The sequence below is a fragment of the Clostridium sp. CM74B_53 genome, assembly GCF_036318045.1.
GTDB lineage: Bacteria > Bacillota > Clostridia > Lachnospirales > Lachnospiraceae > Pilosibacter.
This window is the reverse complement of the sequence record NZ_JAWQDE010000002.1, coordinates 89,607-110,041: the sequence shown is the minus strand read 5'-3', so window position 1 is coordinate 110,041 and position 20,435 is coordinate 89,607. Positions and strand designations below refer to the sequence as shown.

Genomic DNA, 20,435 nt, shown 5'->3' with positions numbered 1-20,435 from the left:
TCCCAAAAACAATCGAAAATATTTTGTGCAATTTCGATATTTAGCTTGAAAAATTCGAAAAGTTTTGGTAAAATATGACCATAGGCAATAAGCAGTATCGCCAGAACATCTGAACTCCGTAATTTGCGGAAGTCTTTTGAAAAAATGGCAAAAAAACATATACGGGAGGGATTCATATGGATATTTATGGAACAAAACAGATCCGAAATGTTGTACTTTTAGGGCACGGCGGCGCCGGTAAGACGACGGTAGCCGAGGCACTGGCTTATCTGACCGGCGTTACAAAGAGAATGGGCAAGGTTGCTGACGGAAATACGATCAGTGACTATGATAAAGAAGAGATCAAGAGACAGTTCTCGATCTCCACTACAATGGTTCCGATCGAGTACGAGGGAGCAGAAGGAAAGATCAAGATCAACCTTCTTGATACCCCGGGTTACTTCGATTTCGTTGGTGAAGTGGAAGAGGCTGTCAGCGCCGCTGACGCAGCGATCATTGTTGTAAACTGCAAGGCAGGGATCGAAGTTGGTACAGAAAAAGCATGGGATCTGTGTGAAGAATATAAACTCCCGAGAATCATATTTGTCACAAACATGGATGATGATCACGCATCCTTCCGTGAACTGATCTTAAAACTTGAGAAGAAGTTCGGAAGAAAGATCGCTCCGTTCCAGGTGCCGATCCGCGAAAACGAGAAATTCGTCGGTTTCGTAAACGCAGTCAAGATGCAGGGCCGCCGCTTTACGAACCTGTCCGATTATGAGGACTGCGAGATCCCGGAGTACACAAAGAAAAACCTCGGAATTATCCGTGACGCCCTGATCGAGGCGGTTGCCGAGACGAGTGAAGAGTACATGGAACGTTACTTCTCCGGCGAAGAATTCACGCAGGATGAGATTTATACCGCAGTACAGACTCATGTGTGCGACGGTTCGATCGTTCCGGTCATGATGGGTTCCGGAACCAACTGCCAGGGCTTCAATGCGCTGTTAAATGCGATCGACCGCTACTTCCCGTCACCGGATAAGGGCGAGTGCGTCGGCGTTGACGTATCAAACGGCGAGCATTTCACCGCAAAATACAATGACGAGGTTTCCCTCTCTGCGAGAGTATTCAAGACCATCGTTGACCCGTTTATCGGAAAATATTCCTTAATGAAGGTATGCACCGGAACATTAAAACCGGACAGCACCCTTTACAATGTAAATAAAGACGCAGAAGAAAAGATCGCAAAAGTCTACGTGCTGAGAGGCAAGGACGTGATCGAGGTTCCGGAGTTAAGGGCCGGTGATATCGGTGCTGTAGCGAAACTCTCCGTGACACAGACCGGCGATACGATCGCCCTCAGATCTGCTCCGATCGTATACCACAAACCGAAGATCTCCACACCGTACACTTATATGCGGTTTGCAGCCAAGACAAAGGGAGACGAGGACAAGATCTCCAGCGCACTCGCAAGAATGATGGAGGAGGATCTGACACTCCGCGTTGTGAACGATACGGAGAATCGTCAGAGCTTACTCTACGGAATCGGTGACCAGCAGCTCGAAGTTACAGTCAGCAAGCTTCTCGGCCGCTACAAAGTCGATGTGGAACTCTCCAAACCGAAATTTGCGTTCCGCGAGACGATCCGCAAGAAAGTGGAAGCTCCTGGCCGCTATAAGAAACAGTCCGGCGGACATGGACAGTTCGGTGATGTCAAGATGTCCTTTGAACCGTCCGGCGACCTTGAGACCCCGTATATTTTTGAAGAGAAAGTATTCGGCGGAGCGGTTCCGAAGAACTACTTCCCAGCAGTTGAAAAAGGCGTGCAGGAATGCTGCTTAAAGGGACCTCTGGCAGGATACCCGGTAGTCGGCATCAAGGCAACTCTTCTCGATGGCTCCTACCATCCGGTAGACTCCTCCGAGATGGCGTTCAAGATGGCATCAACAATGGCATTCAAGAAAGGATTTATGGAAGCAAATCCTGTTCTTTTAGAGCCGATCGCCTCTGTGAAAGTCGTTGTTCCGGATAAGTTCACCGGCGATGTTATGGGTGATTTGAACAGAAGAAGAGGACGTGTTCTCGGAATGAACTCTCTCCATAGCGGAAAACAGGAGATCGTGGCGGATGTCCCGATGTCCGAGATGTTCGGCTACAATACGGATCTCCGCTCCATGACTGGCGGTATCGGAGAATTCTCCTATGAATTCAGCCGTTACGAGCAGGCTCCTGGCGATGTACAGAAGAAAGAAGTGGAAGCGAGAACTGCAGGCGGAGAAGTGGACGCTTAAAGTTTTTGAAAGATAAGAATAGAGGTAACTATTCAGTAGGTCTGCTCACTTGCTGCGCTGACCGTAATAAAACATGGGACGGAAGGCAAAAATCCCATCGGCGGAGCTGATTTGGAATGGATTTTTGCACGTAACTTGCCATGCATCCGAAGGAAATCTCCGGGGGAGGTTTCTGTAGGTGTGAGGACACTGAACAGTTACGAACAGACTACGAATTCAGGGATCAGCCGCAAGGCTGGTCCCTTTTTTACGCGAACAACGAGCCAAAGTCCGCTCTTGCGCGAGACCTTGGCGACTGTCGCGATAACAAGGGGAAACTCGCGAAGCGTGTTTTCACTTGTTGAGGTCAAAAAATATTTACGTTCCGCATGATACAGGCAAATTCCATTCCCTGCCTATTACCTTGCAGAAGAGGTAAGAGACTTCCGTGGTCTTGTTAAAATACAGACTTCCTGACCGGAGTGAGGAGATTTCCCGGAACGTTCACAGTTTTGCCGAACTTATGCCATAGTTTTCCATTGACTTCTATCTGGACAGAAAGAGAGAAAAATGGTATAGTTATTAACTGATAAGCTATAAATGCAGACGAATGAACGGAAAAATCGTTACAGTTTATGGATGATCGTTTTATGAACAAAGACTGGAACGTGACAGCCTGCTGATCGGATAAAAGATTTCCGGGATGCAGAATGCTCCGACAGAAAATGAGGAATTAGAATGAGAAAATGGTTTTTGATCATGGCCGCGGCGCTTGTACTCTGCTCCGCGTGCGGAAAGAAAGACACTTCGGTGAACGGTGTGACCCAGGAAGCGCAGGCAAGTTCAACAGAAGCGGAGAGCCTTTATAAGGAAGGAACCGGGTATGTTGGAGAAGAAGATTATGAGAGTGCGATCGAATCACTGTTAAAATGTATTGAACTCGATCCGAATTACAGCAAAGCTTATATCCAGCTTTCCAAGGCATATATCGGAAATGAGGAATATGACGAGGCGGAGGCAATCTTAAAACAGGGATATGAAAAGACGAAAGATCCGTCCCTGGAGAAAGAGCAGGAGAACTGCATCCGCTCGATCTGCCAGGTCCTGACAGACAATGAAGACTATGAGACTGCGATCCCGTGGCTCTTAAAGCTTCAGGAGATCGACGGGGTTACCGTGGAGAACTCCTTACAGCTCTCAGAAGCGTACTCCATGATGGATGACTACGAAAACGCAGTGGCAGTCCTCCAGAAAGCGGATCAGAACGATGAGAGTATTAAAAGTGCTCTGCTGGAGGCGAGAATTTCCTACGGGCAGTATTGTTATGACGAAGGGAAAAATGACCAGGCGATTGAGACTTTAAAGGCCGTGATCGATGAGGCTCCGGACCGGATCGATGCGTATTCCATGCTGATCACCGTGTATGTTGATACCGGAAAGGCAAAAGAGGCGGAGAGCATCGTCCAGAGCGGACTGGAGCGCTTTGTCAACCAGAATTCCACGGTGACGGATGAGCAGCTGGATGAATTCTTAAATTCAGCATCCTCCTATTATATGGAACTTGAGGATATGGATGCATGCCTGAAATTCTGGGAGAAGGCAGCTTCCATGAGACCTGGAAATAAGAGCTATAAAGAGGAACTGGACAGTTATCGTTCTTCCGCAGCGGATGAGGCATATGCGAAAGCAGATGAACTCCTGGAGGCCGGAGATGTGGAAGGCGCTTCCAAATATTACAAACGTGCGTTCGCACTGGCTCCGTCCAACTATGACGCGGGCGTGATCAGCGGTGGAGATTATACATATTGCCTTAACAAGGACGGTTCCTGGAGACTTGGATGGTATACGGATGAGACCGGCGGCTCTTATTACTTCAGCTCGGCGGCCGGACGCCTCTATGCGAGTGCAGTGACAGGATACCAGCAGCTTGACGGCGCGGTATATTACTTCGAGGATGACGGAAGAATGCTGGTGGACGACACGACTCCGGACGGACGTTTCGCGGATGTGGACGGAAAATTGTTGGATCACAATTCATATGAGGATGATGAGACAGCCGGCGATGAGACGGATGCTGCAGATGAAACGGAAGAAGAAACGGCGGCAGAGACCGAAGAGGAAACTTCCGCTGCGGCAAAGGAGACGACAGCGGCGGTAAAAGAAACTGTGAAGGAGACCACAAAGGCAAATCCGCAGCCGACACAGGCAGCAGCCGTAAATTCCGGAAATCTGAAACTGAATGCCGATACGCTCCAGGAGGCAAGCGACAAGGGCGGAACAAACACTTACGAGAAGACGGAACTCTTTGACGGATCGACTGGAAAACTTACGATGGGCGATGTATATAACTGTCTGTCCAAATACGGAAAGACCGAGTGGGTATCCCAGAAGCTTCCGTATGAGCTGAAAGTTGCAAACGTAAAGGTATGGATCCTTCCGGGCGACAACTGGAATACAACAGGACTTGTCATCAAGGATGCATCCCAGTACTTCGAGGTCCTGAAGAAGAAAGCACTTCCTGACAATGTACAGTTTGCGGTCGAGTTTGACTCCTCCGCAGCCGATAAGCTGGATATCAGCAAGGTGAGACGTACGAACGGAAACTAAAAATTGCAATAATATAAGAAGGGGCGGGAATCCCGGCAGAAGTGTCAGGGTTCCCGCCCTTTTTCCAGTTTGCGCGAACAGCGAGCCAAAGTCCGCCCTTTCTTATGAAACTAAAAAGCGCCGCCTGGGATCCATAATAGAAACCGGGCGGCGTAAAAGATTTTCTGAAATTCAGGATTACAGAAGTCCCTCGTTGTACTTTCTGATGAGCTTCTGGATCTTGTCTGTCGGGGACAGGGAGTTTCCGATGGAAACGTCGTGGTTTAAGGAGTTGATGATGGCAGCAATGTACTTGCTCATATCAGCTTCCACATACCATTCCTTTGTGAAGAGTTCCGGGGAACGGTAGTTTAAGTTTGTTGTGACAACGCTGTCGATATAACCCTTCTGGTAGAACTCGTCGAATTTGTCGAAGCCTGCAGTGAAGAGACCGAAGGTACAGCATACAACAACCTTCTCAGCTTTGCGCTCCTTTAACTCTTTTGCGGTGTCGAGCATGCTCTCGCCGGATGCGATCATATCGTCGACAACGATCACAGTCTTTCCTTCTACAGAGCTTCCGAGGAACTCATGGGCAACGATCGGGTTTCTTCCGTTGATGACCTTGGAGTAGTCTCTTCTCTTGTAGAACATACCCATATCAACGCCGAGGTTGTTGGCGAGGTATACGGCACGGCTCATAGCACCCTCATCCGGGCTGATGACCATTAAGTGGTCTTTATCGATCTTTAAGGTATTGTCATGTTTAAACAGTGCTTTTACGAACTGGTAGGTCGGCATGAAATTGTCGAGACCGGATAACGGGATCGCATTCTGTACACGCGGGTCGTGTGCATCAAATGTGATGATGTTGGACACGCCCATGCTTACTAACTCTTCAAGCGCCATTGCGCAGTCTAAAGACTCTCTGTGAGTACGCTTATGCTGACGGCTCTCGTAAAGGAACGGCATGATCACGTTGATGCGGTGTGCAGTTGATGCGGTCGCACCGATGATCCTCTTTAAGTCCTGGTAGTGGTCATCCGGGGACATGTGGTTTACATATCCGGACATCTTGTAGGTGAGAGAGTGGTTTGTCACATCGACCATGCAGAAAATATCGGTTCCGCGAACAGACTCATTTACGATTCCCTTTGCTTCACCGCTTCCGAAACGCGGGCATGCGCAGTCGAGAAGGTAGGAGTCAACATCGTAGCCGCGGTACTGTAAATTGCCCTGACGGCGAATTAATTCTTCCGTATCGTTGCGGCGGAAGTTTACGATGTGGTCATTGACTTTCTGCGCAAGATCACGGCAGCTCTCAAGAGCAGCGATCTTAAGCGGTGCGAGCGGCAGACGGTCGTTGAAAACGTACTGATTAGACATGTCAGATAATCCTCCGATTTTTAGTGGTGCGGTCTGATCTCTTGTCAGGTCAGACTGTCCGATCATATTTTTGACCTGCATTTCCTTATTATACGGGATGAGCAGGCATTCCACGCCGAGTATACCATTTTCGGACATTTTTCGTCAATAGTTTCGCATGAAAATTCGTCAGAACATTCCTTTACAAATTGGAGGAAGATTGGTATGATTGTGTTTAGAACCATGCAGGAAGGGAAAATAAAGTGAAATATCAGGGACATAAAATTACGGCAGTCGCTCCCGGTTCCATCGCAGAAGAACTGGAACTGGAGCCGGGCGATGTGCTTCTTACCATAGACGGGGAGGAACTGGAAGATATCTTCGACTATGATTATATGACGGACGCTGAGAGCTTCGTGATGGTCGTCCGGAAAGCAGACGGCGAAGAGTGGGAACTTGAGATCGAGAGCGGCGGGGAGGACTTAGGACTCACCTTCGAGAACGGACTCATGAGTGACTACAAGTCATGTTCCAACAAGTGCATATTCTGCTTTATCGACCAGATGCCGCCGGGAATGCGTGAAACTCTCTACTTTAAGGACGATGACTCGAGACTTTCGTTCCTCCAGGGAAACTACATCACCCTGACAAATATGAAGGACAAGGATATCGAGCGTATCATCCGTTTCCATCTGGCTCCGATCAATATCTCGGTCCAGACGATGAACCCGGAGCTGCGCTGCAAAATGCTCCACAACCGGTTTGCGGGGGAGGCGTTAAAGAAGATCGACCGGCTTTACGAGGCGGAGACGGAGATGAACGGGCAGATCGTTCTCTGCAAAGGCGTCAATGACGGAAAGGAACTGGCGTACACGATCGAGCAGCTCTCAAAGTATGCGCCGGTAATGCAGAGTGTGTCGGTTGTTCCGGTCGGACTCTCGAAATACCGTGACGGCCTTTATCCGCTGGAACCGTTTACAAAGGAAGATGCCTGTGAGGTCATCGACCTGATCGAAAAATGGCAGAAGATCAATTATGAGCGCCACGGGATCCATTTTATCCATGCAAGCGACGAGTGGTATATTCTGGCGGAACGGGAGATGCCGGAGGAAGGACGCTATGACGGATATATCCAGCTGGAAAATGGCGTCGGCATGCTGCGCCTCCTTCAGGAAGAGGTGATGGACGCCCTGGACGGGAAGAAGGACGACGGGGTGAAGGAAGAACTCTCGATCGCGACGGGATACCTGCCGTACCCGTATCTGGAAAAGCTTGTGAGGGAGATCGAAAAGGTCTATCCGGGACGAAACGTCCATGTATATCGGATCCGGAATGACTTCTTCGGGGAGAAGATCACGGTGGCCGGCCTCATCACGGGGCAGGATCTGATCGCACAGCTGAAAGAAAGACCGCTGGGAGAGAGATTGCTTCTTCCGGCCGTCATGTTCAAAAGCGGAGAAGAAGTTTTCCTGGATGACATCACAAAGACCCAGGCGGAAGATGCTTTACAGATTCCGATAAATATAGTAAAATCAAGCGGATATGACCTTGTCGATGCGATCCTCGATCCGGAAGCGGCGAGAGAGCAGACTGCGGAACACGGGGCATATGAGCTTACAATGAAAGATGCCGGACTCACGGAAGACGGAGAAGTCATTCCGGACTGGGACGGCGAAGTATAGAAATGAGGAAAAAATATGAGTAAACCAGTAGTGGCGATCGTCGGCAGACCGAATGTGGGAAAATCCACACTCTTTAATGTACTTGCCGGCAGCACGATCTCGATCGTAAAAGATACTCCGGGTGTGACAAGAGACCGTATCTATGCGGACTGCACCTGGTTAAACAACAACTTTACCCTGATCGATACAGGCGGAATCGAGCCGGATTCCAAGGACATCATCCTTGCCCAGATGCGGGAACAGGCTCAGATCGCGATCGATACCGCGGACGTGATCATTTTCATCGTCGATGTCCGCCAGGGACTTGTTGACGCGGATTCCAAGGTTGCGGACATGCTCAGAAAGTCCAAGAAACCGGTCGTTCTTGCGGTCAACAAAGTGGACAGTATGGCAAAATTCGGAAATGATGTATACGAATTCTACAACCTCGGAATCGGCGATCCGGTTCCGGTATCCGCAGCGTCGAGACTCGGTCTCGGTGAGCTCCTTGACGAGGTAGTAAAATACTTCCGTGAGGACCAGTATGACGACAGCGAGGACGACCGTCCGAGGATCGCGATCGTCGGAAAACCGAATGTCGGAAAATCTTCCATTATCAATAAGCTTCTCGGCGAGAACCGTGTGATCGTGTCCAACATCGCCGGAACAACGAGAGATGCCGTTGATACGGAGATCGTGAGAAACGGCACGGAATATATCTTTATCGATACGGCCGGTCTCAGAAGAAAGAGCAAGATCAAAGAGGATATCGAGCGCTACAGCATCATCCGCACGGTAACAGCCGTTGAGCGCGCTGACGTGGTCCTCATGGTCATCGACGCCGTTGAGGGGATCACCGAGCAGGATGCGAAGATCGCCGGGATCGCCCATGACCGCGGAAAAGGCGTGATCGTTGTTGTCAACAAGTGGGATGCGATCGAGAAGAATGATAAGACGATCTATGAGTACACAAGAAAATTAAAAGAGACCCTGTCCTATATGCCGTATGCGGAGTATATCTTCGTGTCCGCCCTGACCGGACAGAGAATGGAAAAACTCTTTGAGCTGATCGATATGGTCCGCGAGAACCAGACGCTCCGTGTGGCGACCGGCGTCTTAAACGAGATCGTGACAGAAGCTGTCGCGATGCAGCAGCCGCCGTCCGATAAGGGCAAACGCTTAAAGATCTACTATGTGACCCAGGTTGCGGTAAAACCGCCGACCTTCGTAATTTTCGTGAACGATAAGGAGTTAATGCATTTCTCCTACACGAGATACCTGGAAAACAAGATCCGTGAGGCCTTTGGCTTCCGCGGAACATCCCTGAAATTCATCATCCGTGAGAGGAAGGAGAAGGATTAAGCGATGGGCAGAGTGCTTTGTCTTGTTATAGGTTATGTGTTCGGATTATTCCAGACAGGATATCTTTACGGGAAGATGAACCATATCGATATCAGAAATTACGGCAGCGGAAACTCCGGAACGACAAACGCGCTCCGGGTTCTCGGAAAGAAGGCGGGACTCATCGTCTTTGCGGGCGACTTTTTAAAGACTGTTTTCGCATGTTTTGCAGCCCGGATCATCTTTAAAGCAAGCCCGGATACAGACCTCTACGTGCTCTATGCGGGTCTCGGAGTTGTCCTTGGACATAATTTCCCGTGCTATCTGCACTTTAAAGGCGGAAAAGGGATCGCATCCATGGCAGGGATCCTCGTGTCCATGGACTGGCGCGTGACGCTCGTCTGTGCGGCTCTGTTCCTCGGCGCTGTGATCATCACAAGATATGTGTCCCTGGGATCGATCCTGGTCGTGATCTCATTCTTCATCCAGATGCTGATCTATGGATCACGGGGGGATTACCGTGTGTCCGAAGGAAGTCTCATGGAGTTTTTTGCCATCTCCTTTATTCTGATGGCGATGGCGATCTGGAGACACAGGGCAAATATTAAACGACTGCTATCCGGTACGGAGAATAAGCTCTGGGGCGGAAAGAAATAAACCGGCATCAGGTGCGTACATAAGAAAATCAACCTTAGGGCGTAGAAAAAGGAGTTCCTGAACATGGAAAAGATTGGTATTATCGGTTCCGGTACATGGGGAACCGCAATTGCGGTACTGCTGGTAAATAACGGACATGAGGTGACACTCTGGTCCGCGATCCCGGCAGAGATCGAGGAGATGGCAAAGACAAGGACCCACAGGAATCTTCCGGGTGTGACACTTCCGGAAGGACTCATCTATACTGCGGATCTTGAAAAGGCGATGGCGGATAAAGATCTTCTTGTGATGGCAGTCCCGTCTGTTTTCGTGCGCAGTACGGCGCAGAAGATGAAACCGTTCTGTAAGGATGGCCAGCTCATTGTCGATGTCGCAAAGGGGATCGAGGAGAATACTCTCGATACAATGACACAGATCATCAAAGAGGAGCTCCCGATGGCTGAGACGGCCGTTCTCTCCGGACCGAGCCACGCGGAAGAGGTAAGCCGCGGACTCCCAACGCTCTGTGTTGCGGGATCCCACAAAAAGAAGATCGCGGAGTATATCCAGTCTACCTTCATCAGTCCGGTATTCCGTGTATACACGAGTCCGGATGTCCTGGGGATCGAGACAGGAGCAGCGTTGAAGAACGTTGTTGCCCTGGCGGCCGGGATCGCTGACGGTCTTGGTTACGGGGACAATGCAAAAGCGGCCCTCATCACCCGCGGAATGGCGGAGATCGCGAGACTTGGCGTTGCCATGGGCGGAAAATATCAGACTTACACAGGACTCTCCGGGATCGGAGACCTGATCGTGACATGTGCAAGCATGCACAGCAGAAACCGCCGTGCCGGGATCCTCATCGGAAAAGGATACACGATGGAGGAAGCCATGAAGGAAGTCCAGATGGTGGTGGAAGGCGTTTATTCCGCAAAGGCTGCGAGAGCGCTTGCAAAGAAATATAACGTCTCCATGCCGATCGTTGAACAGGTCAACGAGGTCCTGTTTGAAGGAAAACCGGCGAAAGAGGCCGTTGCTGACCTGATGCTCCGCGACAAGCGCATCGAGCACAGCGACCTTCCGTGGGAATAAAGATCCGGACAGACCTGCCGCATGAGTGAATAAAAACATCCCCCTTGCGCATACACTGAAACAGTATATGCGAGGGGGTATTTTTATGGATGATTTCCATGTATACAAGGATATCGAGGCGAGGACGGGCGGCGAGATCTATGTGGGCGTCGTGGGACCCGTGCGCACCGGGAAATCTACGTTTATCAAGCGGTTTATGGAACTTCTCGTTCTCCCGAACCTTCCGGACGGGCAGAAAAAGTCGCAGACCAGGGATGAACTCCCGCAGAGCGCCGCTGGGAAGACGATCATGACCACGGAGCCGAAGTTTATCCCGAAGGAGGCGGCGGAGCTGGAACTCGCGGAGGGGATCCGGGCGAAGGTGCGGCTCATCGACTGCGTGGGATTTATGGTGGAAGGCGCCGCAGGACACACGGAAAACGGGGAGGAACGGCTTGTGAAGACTCCCTGGTACGACTACGAGATCCCCTTTACCCAGGCGGCGGAGATCGGGACGAGAAAGGTGATCCGGGACCATTCCACCATCGGTATTGTCGTGGCCTGCGACGGGAGCTTCGGGGAGCTTACCAGGGAGGACTTCCGGGAAGCGGAAGAGCAGACAATCTCAGAGCTAAAGGAGATCGGAAAGCCGTTCCTGATCGTGCTCAATTCCACGAGACCGTATGCGGCGGATACGAAAGCGCTGGCGCTTAAGATGGAAAACCAGTACGGAGTTCCGGTCCGGGCGGCAAACTGTGAGCAGTTAAAGAAGGAGGACATTGAGGAGATCCTGGGGACAGTCCTTCTGGAGTTCCCCGTGACGGAACTCGACCTCGAGATCCCGAAGTGGGCGGAGATCCTGCCGGATACCCATGCGATCAAGGCGGACATGATCGCGGAGGCGGAAAAGCTTTTAAAACGTTCTGTTCAGATGAAAGATGTGCCGAAGGAGACGGTCCCGGAAGAAGACCGGGCGGTGAAAAAGCTGATCGCGGATGAACTCGATCTTGCGAGCGGGCGCGTGACGATCCGGGTCGTCGTCGACGAGAATGCGTACTTTGAGGTCCTGAGCGACATCTCCGGACTGCCGGTGCGCGATGAATACAGCCTGTTTAAGATCCTAAAAGATTCAGCGGAGATGCAGGGCGAGTATGAGAAGGTGAAAAATGCCCTGGCGGAGGTCCGGCAGAAAGGATACGGCATCGTCCTGCCGGATAAGACGGAGATTTCCCTGGATGAGCCGGAGCTGATCCGCCACGGCAGCAAATACGGGGTGAAGATCCATGCCCAGGCTCCGTCCATCAATCTTATCAAAGCGCGGATCGAGACGGAGATCGCCCCGATCGTCGGAAACGAGCAGCAGGCGAAGGATCTGATCGCGTACATAAAGGACGGGGAAGCGACGGAGGACGGCGTCTGGGATACGAATATCTTTGGAAAATCTGTGGAACAGATCGTGGAGGACGGCATGCAGGCGAAGATCTCCCAGATGACAGAGGATTGCCAGATGAAACTCCAGGATACGCTACAGAAAATTATCAATGACAGTAATGGAGGAATGATTTGCATAATTATCTGAAATTTGCTATAATAGATGCAAATAATACAGCTGATTTGCAGCGCGAGGAGGGGTTCCATGAAACTGACATTTATCGGCGCGGATCATGAAGTGACTGGCAGCTGCCATTATCTCAATGCGGCTGGAAAAAACATCCTGATCGATTATGGTATGGAACAGGGCGGAAACGTCTATGAGAATGCGGATCTTCCAATCCCGTTTTCCGATGTGGATTACATCTTTATCACCCACGCCCATATCGACCACACGGGCCTTTTGCCGTTGATCTACGCGAAGGGCTTCAAGGGTCAGATCTTTGCGACCCAGGCGACCTGTGATCTCTGCAACATTATGTTAAAGGACAGTGCCCACATCCAGGAGATGGAGGCAGAGTGGAAGAACAGAAAGGCGAGACGTGCCGGAAATCCGGAAGTTCAGGCACTCTACACGGTCAATGACGCTGAGGGCGTCTTAAAGCACTTTGTCCCGTGCCACTACGGCGATATCCTGACGATCTGTGAAGGGATCGAGGTACGCTTTACTGATGTCGGCCATCTGCTCGGCTCCGCGTCCATCGAGATCTGGATCGACGAGGACGGCGTAAAGAAAAAGATCGTGTTCTCCGGCGATATCGGAAACAAGAATAAGCCGCTGATCAAGGACCCGCAGTATACGGATGAGGCGGATTATGTGGTGATGGAGTGCACTTACGGCGACCGCTCCCATGACAGGACCCATGAGCACATCGAGGAGTTCGCGAAGATCATCCAGAGAACTTTGGACCGCGGAGGAAATGTTGTGGTCCCGGCCTTTGCGGTGGGCAGGACTCAGGAGATCCTTTACTTTATCCGTAAGATCAAGGAAGAGGGACTCGTCACCGGACATGACGGATTCCCGGTCTATGTGGACAGCCCGCTGGCTGTCGAGGCGACCCATGTGTTCAATAAAAACATTTCCGAGTGCTTTGACGAGGAGGCAATGGATCTTGTGAACCGGGGTATCAATCCGATCGGATTCCCCGGACTGAAACTTTCCGTCAGCAGTGACGATTCCAAGGCTATAAACTTCAATTCAGAGCCGAAGGTCATTGTTTCCGCGGCAGGTATGTGTGATGCCGGACGAATCCGCCACCACTTAAAACATAACCTCTGGAGGCAGGAATGTACGATCGTATTCGCCGGATATCAGGCTATCGGAACGCTTGGGCGAAGCCTGATTGATGGTGCGGAGGTCGTAAAGCTCTTCGGTGAGACGATCGACGTGGAAGCGGAGATCGTGAGGTTAGACGGACTTTCCGGTCACGCGGACAGGGAGGGACTTCTCACCTGGATCAATGCATTCAAGAAGAAACCGGGCCGCGTGTTTATGGTACACGGCGATGACCTTGTGTGCACGAAGTTCGCGAATCTCCTGCGGTCAGACTACGACCTTGTGGCGGACGCCCCGTTCTCGGGATCGGAGTTCGATCTGGCAGCGGGTGTATGGCTCAAACAGACCGTCGGCGTTCCGATCCAGAAGGAGACTGCAAGACAGAAGGAGAACAAGTCGATCTTCGCTCTTCTCGTGGCTGCAGGAGAACGTCTGGTGCGGATCATCCAGAAGAACCGCGACTGTGCAAACAAGGATATCAAGAAGTTTACGGCGGAGGTCAATGCACTCTGCGAAAAATGGGATCTCTGACTGCGGCTTATGACTGAGTGAGCCCGGAATATCATGAAATAAGACATCCTGAGAGGAAACAATACGACATGAAAGTGACACTTTATACAGACGGAGCGGCCCGCGGAAACCCGGACGGGCCGGGCGGATACGGAGCAGTGCTCCAGTTTATCGATAAAAACGGGGTTCTCCACGAGAAGGAGCTGTCCGCGGGATATGTGCGGACCACCAATAACCGGATGGAGCTGATGGCCGCGATCGCGGGACTTGAGGCGTTAAACAGGTCTTGTGAGGTGGACCTCTATTCGGATTCGAAATATCTGGTGGATGCCTTCAACCAGAAATGGATCGATGGCTGGGTGAGAAACAACTGGGTCCGCCCGAAGACAGGACCGGTGAAGAACTCGGACCTCTGGAAACGGCTGCTTGCCGCGATGAACCCGCATAAAGTGACGTTCCACTGGGTCAAAGGCCACGACGGACATCCCGGAAACGAGCGCTGTGACCGGCTGGCCACCGGCGCCGCGGACGGAGGGAATCTGCTGGTGGATGAAGGAGTAGGAAACTAGGACTGTCAAATGCCCGGGTATTCCAGCATGAAAGTCCGCTGGTCTGCACGGTCGCTTGATGACACTTTTTACAAAAGTCTTACAATCTATTACTAATTTGCGTTTTTTGTTCACAAAGATCTTCCGATATGGTATCTTTTTAGTAGAATGACAGCAGCTGTAAAAGGGGCTGTAACTGTGAGAGTACCGAACAGTTACAAGAGACTGAAAAGAGCGGGAGAGAGCATGTATGGGCAGACGCAGAATATGGTTGATCATTATCGGGATCCTGATAGCCGGGGTATCCATCACGTGGGCAGTGGAACGGTTTGTTTCCTCACGGGGAGTGGATACCGCGGCTGTCGTTGGTTTTGAGGCGGATGCCCTGCCGCAGGGGCCTGTGGACGCGGGAAATCCCTATGCGGTAGAAAACAGGATGAAGGCGGCGGGAACGCCGGATCCACAGACTCCGGAAGATGCGGAAGTCAGTGCCCTTGCAATGGCAGAGAATGAGATGGCAGTGGAGGAGAGCGAAACAGGGGCAGCGGCGGAGAACGCAGCAAAAGATCTGCAGGCTTCTGAGGAGACCGTGAAATCCCCGCTGGAAACAGGCAGTGCCGTTTCGGAGGCACAGAAGAACGAGAAATCTGCGGCGGAATATACGCTCTCAGACTTTAAAGAACGTCTTGAGACGGCGCGGACCGAGGCGGAAAAATACCAGGATGATCCGTCGATGAGCCAGACTTCCCGGTATGCTGCGGCGGAGTATGTGCGGAATCTCTGGGACCGGGAGCTGAATATAATCTACGCAGAGATCCACAAAGCGATGGACGAGAATGCGGCGGAATCGCTCCGGCACGAGGAGGTGGAGTGGATCAAAAAGAGGGATCTTGCGGCAGATAAGGCCAGCGCAAAAAGATCCGGTACACCTGCCCAGAGCGTCGAGTATGTTCGGACATCGGCCAATATGACAATGGACCGGTGCTATGAACTCTTAAAGAGCTATGGGGACTATCTGGAACCTGGGGAAAAGTAAAAAACATCTTGCCAACCGAACAAGAAACGATTATAGTATAAGTTATGAGAATCTGCGCCAAAGACCGTACCACCGGCTTTACGGGCAGATTCCGAAAAAATAATATTATAGAAACTGTACAAATGTGTCATTTTAAACACAGGCGTCTGAATTTTGGACAGCCGGAAAAGGAGGCGTTTTTATGTCCGCATTTTTCGCATCATTTGTTTCAACAGCCGTCAAAGCTGTGATTCTGGCCGCAGTTGCCCTGGCGGGAATCGTTCTGGGTAAGAAATTCAGAGATAAAAAAAGTACACAACAGTAACCAGGAGGCAGTACCATGCAGAAATATGGTGTAAACGAACTGAGGAGAATGTTCCTTGAATTCTTCGAGAGCAAGGGACATCTTGCGATGAAGAGTTTCTCCCTCGTTCCGCACAACGATAACAGCTTACTTTTGATCAACTCCGGTATGGCACCGTTAAAGCCGTACTTCACAGGACAGGAGATCCCGCCGAGACGCAGAGTCACCACATGTCAGAAATGTATCCGTACCGGCGATATCGAGAATATCGGTAAGACAGCCCGCCACGGCACATTCTTTGAGATGCTGGGCAACTTCTCCTTTGGCGATTACTTCAAGACAGAAGCGATCCACTGGGCATGGGAGTTCCTGACAGAGTGCGTGGGAATCCCGGCTGACCGTCTCTACCCGTCTGTTTATCTTGATGACGATGAGGCCTTCCGTATCTGGAATGAGGAGATCGGTATCCCGAAAGAGCGGATCTATCGTTTCGGCAAGGAAGACAACTTCTGGGAACATGGCGCAGGTCCGTGCGGTCCGTGTTCTGAGATCTACTATGACCGCGGAGAGAAGTATGGAACAGGTCCGGAGGACGTTATGGGCGGCGAAGGAGACCGTTTCATGGAAGTATGGAATGTTGTATTCTCCCAGTTCAACAATGACGGACACGGAAATTACACCGATCTGATCCAGAAGAACATCGATACTGGTATGGGACTTGAGAGACTGGCTGTTGTCTGCCAGGATGTTGCATCCCTTTTCGACGTAGATACAAACCGCGCTCTGATGGACGAGGTGGGCACTCTGGCTCACTGCAGATACGAGGAGGACGACAAGAAAGACGTTTCCCTCCGTATCATCGCTGACCACGTAAAGAGCTGCACATTTATGGCATCTGACGGGATCATGCCGTCCAACGAGGGCAGAGGCTATGTATTCCGCAGACTTTTAAGAAGAGCTGCACGTCACGGACGTATCCTCGGGATCGAAGGAAACTTCATGACAAAGCTCGCCCAGGTTGTGATCGACCTCTCCAAGGACGGTTATCCGGAACTGGAAGAGAAGAAAGATATGATCCTCCGCGTCATCGACCAGGAGGAGGAGCGCTTCGCAAACACGATCGACAAAGGACTTGAGATTCTTGCTGACCTTGAAAAAGACATGGAAGCAAAGGGAACAAAAGTCCTTGCAGGTGAGGATGCGTTCAAACTTTACGATACTTACGGATTCCCGATCGATCTGACAAAGGAGATCCTTGACGATAAGGGACTCACTGTCGATGAGGAAGGTTTCCACAAGGCAATGCAGGTTCAGAGAGAGACTGCGAGAAGCGCCAGAAAGACTACAAACTACATGGGACGCGACGATATCTACCAGAAACTCGACGCATCCTTAACATCCGCTTTTGTCGGATATGATAAGCTCGAAGCTGAGTCCAGACTGACAGCTCTTGTAAGACTTGCTTCCGATGAAGAGGGCGAGGATGAGATCACAGACGCAGTGACAGACGGCGAGAAGGCATGTGTCATCACATCCGAGACTCCGTTCTACGGAACCATGGGTGGTCAGGTCGGCGACCGCGGCGTGATCGAGAGCGCAAACGGCAAGTTCGAGGTAGAAGATACGATCCACCTTCAGGGCGGAAAGATCGGACACATCGGACACATGGTAAGCGGTATGTTCCAGACAGGCGAGGCGGTAACTCTGAAGGTAGATGAGGAGAACCGTGCCCTGATCGGAAGAAACCACAGTGCGACCCACATCCTCCATAAGGCTCTGAGAACCGTTCTCGGAACTCATGTTGAGCAGGCTGGCTCCCTTGTGACAAGAGACAGACTTCGTTTCGACTTCACTCATTTCTCCGCGATGACTCCGGCTGAGATCAAGGAAGTAGAAGCGATCGTAAATAAAGAAATCCGTGCGGCACTTCCGGTGGTTACAGACGTTATGGGTCTGGAGGACGCGAAGAAGACAGGCGCGATGGCGCTCTTCGGCGAGAAGTACGGCGATAAGGTCCGTGTCGTAAGAATGGGAGACTTCTCCACAGAGCTCTGCGGCGGAACTCATGTAAAGAATACTTCTGAGATCAGCTGTTTCAAGATCCTCTCTGAGGCTGGCGTTGCAGCAGGTGTGAGACGTATCGAGGCACTGACCTCCGACGGTCTGATCCATCATTATGAGAATGTGGAGCAGGAGCTTCATGCGGCAGCGGCTGCAGCAAAATCCACTCCGGCAGACTTACAGACAAAGATCGAGTCCATGATGGAGGAGATCAAGGCGCTTCACTCTGAGAATGAGAAGTTAAAGAGCAAACTTGCCAAAGAGGCAATGGGCGATGTTATGGATCAGGTTCAGGATGTGAAGGGCGTAAAAGTTCTCGCAGTCCGCGCAGACGGCGTTGATATGAATGGTCTGAGAAACTTGGGCGACCAGTTAAAGGAGAAGCTTGGCGAGGGCGTTGTTGTGATCGCATCTGTTCTCGACGGCAAGGTAAACCTGATGGCTGCTGTGACCGATGAGGCCCAGAAGAAGGGCGCTCATGCAGGAAACCTCATCAAGGCGATCGCAGGCCTTGTAGGCGGCGGCGGCGGTGGACGTCCGAACATGGCGCAGGCCGGCGGAAAGAAACCGGAGGGCGTTGCGGACGCACTCGCAAAGGTTGCGGAAGTCGTTTCTGAGCAGGTAAAATAGTTAAAATCGTAATATAATCAAAAAAATTTAAAAAAATGTATTTTTCCGGTAAAAACGGGTTGACGAATGTGTAATTTATGATATAATCATACCAGTGCTAAAAAATACCCAAACAGTTGTATTATGCACAATTACACAACTGGAGGGAGGTTAGGTGTGAGCTATGTCAAACGTAATCGTTAAAGATAACGAAAGCCTGGACAGCGCTTTACGCAGATTCAAAAGAAACTGCGCAAAGGCAGGTATTCAGCAGGAGATTCGTAAAAGAGAGCATTATGAGAAGCCGAGCGTAAGACGTAAAAAGAAGTCTGAAGCGGCAAGAAAGCGCAAGTACAACTAATAAGCGTACAGGGGCTGTTCCTTTAGGGACGGCTCCTTTTTCTTTTTTATACGCAGGCTCTTGCCGAAGTCTCAAAATAAAGGGATGTGGTGATGAAAACGAAACGGATCAGGGGTTAAAAATTGGTTGCGGGATAAACGAGGACGTATTATACTATGGGAAACTTGCGGTGTTCGGCCTCTGTATCATCGCGAGTATCTCCGGCGAGAATATGGCAAAGGGCCTGATCTGCGGATTCTTAGGAATCTTAACAGCTACTGTCAGTATCGACAGCGTAACAAGCTACATCCGTTTCACAGACAACGCAAACCTTCTCTCCGGTATCCAGTACATCCCGGTTATGATCGGTCTCTTCGCGATGAGCCAGGCTTTCGAGACCATCGAGGATATCTACAGCACCGATGAGATCGATGCGAGCGTAACAAGACTTCTTCCGACAAAGGAGGATGTGAAGACGATCCTTCGCGTTGCTCCGGTTACCGGTCTCATCGGAACCATGATCGGTATCATCCCTGGTGCAGGTGCCGATATCGGATCCTTCGTTGGATACAACACAGCCCGCGGAATGTCAAAACATCCGGAACTGTTCGGTAAAGGAAGCCCGGAGGCCGTTGCTGCTTCCGAGGGCGGAAACAACGGTGTTACCGGCGGTGCAATGATCCCGATGCTGACACTCGGTGTTCCTGGTGATGCCGTAGCAGCGATCATGATCGGCGCACTGACGATCCAGGGTCTTACCCCGGGACCGATGCTCTTCAAGACAAACAAGGTTCTTGTATACACGATCTTCCTTGGAATGTTCGTTGCCAACACGATCATGGTACTCCTTGGATTCTCCTGCATCCGCCTTTTCACAAAGGTACTCAGCGTTCCGAAGACGATCTTAACTCCGATCATCTTCATCCTCTGCGTAGTCGGAAGCTATGCGATGAGAAGCAACTTCTACGATGTAGGAACGATGCTGATCGCAGGTGTCATCGGCTGGCTCATGGGTAAAGTAAAGATCCCGACAAGCCCGGCGATCCTCGGTCTGATCCTTGGACCGATGGCGGAGAAGAACTTCCGTACCGCACTCTTAAAGTCCAGCGGTAATCCGGTCGTATTCTTCAACACCCCGATCTGCTGGTTCTTCCTGGCGCTGATCGCATTCACACTTTTTGGTGCAGTGCGCGGACAGCTCAAGAAGAAAAACTAACGGAAAAACCGCATTTTACGGTTGAAAATGAACATTATAACCGCATCTGCTTTTCGGCTATGTGCCGGAGGGTGGGTGCGGTTTTTTTATTTAACAGGAAATTCCGATGGAACTTCCTGTTAAACAAAAAGGCACTGCGTGCCTAAGATGCGCACTCGCGCGAAGATGAAGGTTGTCGCAAGCGACCGCGCTCGGCGCGAGAATGTGCCA

Annotated in this window: 15 protein-coding genes; 14 read left to right on the top strand and 1 reads right to left on the bottom strand. The window is 51.0% G+C overall.

Annotated features, from left to right (window positions below; all coding sequences use genetic code 11):
• Positions 1 to 176 precede the first annotated feature (176 nt).
• Positions 177 to 2,276: an elongation factor G gene (locus V2546_RS01910; RefSeq protein ID WP_329751405.1), complete on the top strand. Its 2,100-nt coding sequence runs from the start codon at positions 177 to 179 to the stop codon at positions 2,274 to 2,276.
• A 717-nt stretch (positions 2,277 to 2,993) separates the two neighbouring features.
• The gene (locus V2546_RS01905; RefSeq protein ID WP_329751404.1) at positions 2,994 to 4,862 is read left to right on the top strand and encodes a tetratricopeptide repeat protein; all 1,869 of its coding nucleotides are present in this window, start codon (positions 2,994 to 2,996) and stop codon (positions 4,860 to 4,862) included.
• A 177-nt stretch (positions 4,863 to 5,039) separates the two neighbouring features.
• On the opposite strand, the gene V2546_RS01900 is transcribed toward V2546_RS01905, so the two are convergent.
• A complete protein-coding gene (locus tag V2546_RS01900) occupies positions 5,040 to 6,227 on the bottom strand; it encodes a ribose-phosphate pyrophosphokinase (RefSeq protein WP_118298054.1) in 1,188 nt (395 codons plus the stop codon).
• Between the two features lie 242 nt (positions 6,228 to 6,469).
• Here V2546_RS01900 and V2546_RS01895 point away from each other — a divergent pair, with 242 nt between their 5' ends.
• From V2546_RS01895 to V2546_RS01840, 12 genes are all read left to right on the top strand, one after another.
• Positions 6,470 to 7,888 (top strand): DUF512 domain-containing protein, encoded by a 1,419-nt coding sequence (locus tag V2546_RS01895; RefSeq protein ID WP_215702989.1) that lies wholly within the window; start codon positions 6,470 to 6,472, stop codon positions 7,886 to 7,888.
• A gap of 15 nt (positions 7,889 to 7,903) precedes the next feature.
• The gene (gene der, locus V2546_RS01890; RefSeq protein WP_015554291.1) at positions 7,904 to 9,229 is read left to right on the top strand and encodes a ribosome biogenesis GTPase Der; all 1,326 of its coding nucleotides are present in this window, start codon (positions 7,904 to 7,906) and stop codon (positions 9,227 to 9,229) included.
• A 3-nt stretch (positions 9,230 to 9,232) separates the two neighbouring features.
• Positions 9,233 to 9,865 carry a glycerol-3-phosphate 1-O-acyltransferase PlsY gene (plsY, locus tag V2546_RS01885; protein ID WP_329751403.1) on the top strand — a complete coding sequence of 211 codons (633 nt, stop codon included), beginning with the start codon at positions 9,233 to 9,235 and terminating at the stop codon, positions 9,863 to 9,865.
• 63 nt (positions 9,866 to 9,928) lie between these two features.
• On the top strand, positions 9,929 to 10,936 hold the full coding sequence (locus tag V2546_RS01880; protein ID WP_118529754.1) for an NAD(P)H-dependent glycerol-3-phosphate dehydrogenase: 1,008 nt from the start codon (positions 9,929 to 9,931) through the stop codon (positions 10,934 to 10,936).
• An 85-nt stretch (positions 10,937 to 11,021) separates the two neighbouring features.
• A complete protein-coding gene (gene spoIVA / locus V2546_RS01875; protein ID WP_215702991.1) occupies positions 11,022 to 12,494 on the top strand; it encodes a stage IV sporulation protein A in 1,473 nt (490 codons plus the stop codon).
• Between the two features lie 57 nt (positions 12,495 to 12,551).
• A complete protein-coding gene (locus V2546_RS01870; RefSeq protein WP_118529756.1) occupies positions 12,552 to 14,153 on the top strand; it encodes an MBL fold metallo-hydrolase RNA specificity domain-containing protein in 1,602 nt (533 codons plus the stop codon).
• A gap of 68 nt (positions 14,154 to 14,221) precedes the next feature.
• Positions 14,222 to 14,701, top strand: coding sequence for a ribonuclease HI (gene rnhA, locus V2546_RS01865; protein WP_118297913.1), 480 nt, complete (start codon positions 14,222 to 14,224; stop codon positions 14,699 to 14,701).
• 229 nt (positions 14,702 to 14,930) lie between these two features.
• The gene (locus V2546_RS01860) at positions 14,931 to 15,716 is read left to right on the top strand and encodes a lysozyme inhibitor LprI family protein (RefSeq protein WP_329751402.1); all 786 of its coding nucleotides are present in this window, start codon (positions 14,931 to 14,933) and stop codon (positions 15,714 to 15,716) included.
• Positions 15,717 to 15,897: 181 nt separating this feature from the next.
• Positions 15,898 to 16,020, top strand: a complete 123-nt coding sequence (locus V2546_RS01855) for a hypothetical protein (RefSeq protein ID WP_275950589.1) — start codon at positions 15,898 to 15,900, stop codon at positions 16,018 to 16,020.
• Between the two features lie 15 nt (positions 16,021 to 16,035).
• Entirely contained in the window at positions 16,036 to 18,690 is a 2,655-nt protein-coding gene (gene alaS / locus V2546_RS01850) for an alanine--tRNA ligase (RefSeq protein WP_215702995.1), read from the top strand.
• Between the two features lie 163 nt (positions 18,691 to 18,853).
• A complete protein-coding gene (rpsU, locus tag V2546_RS01845) occupies positions 18,854 to 19,030 on the top strand; it encodes a 30S ribosomal protein S21 (protein ID WP_003504099.1) in 177 nt (58 codons plus the stop codon).
• A 169-nt stretch (positions 19,031 to 19,199) separates the two neighbouring features.
• Positions 19,200 to 20,225 carry a tripartite tricarboxylate transporter permease gene (locus tag V2546_RS01840; RefSeq protein WP_329751401.1) on the top strand — a complete coding sequence of 342 codons (1,026 nt, stop codon included), beginning with the start codon at positions 19,200 to 19,202 and terminating at the stop codon, positions 20,223 to 20,225.
• Positions 20,226 to 20,435: the final 210 nt, after the last annotated feature.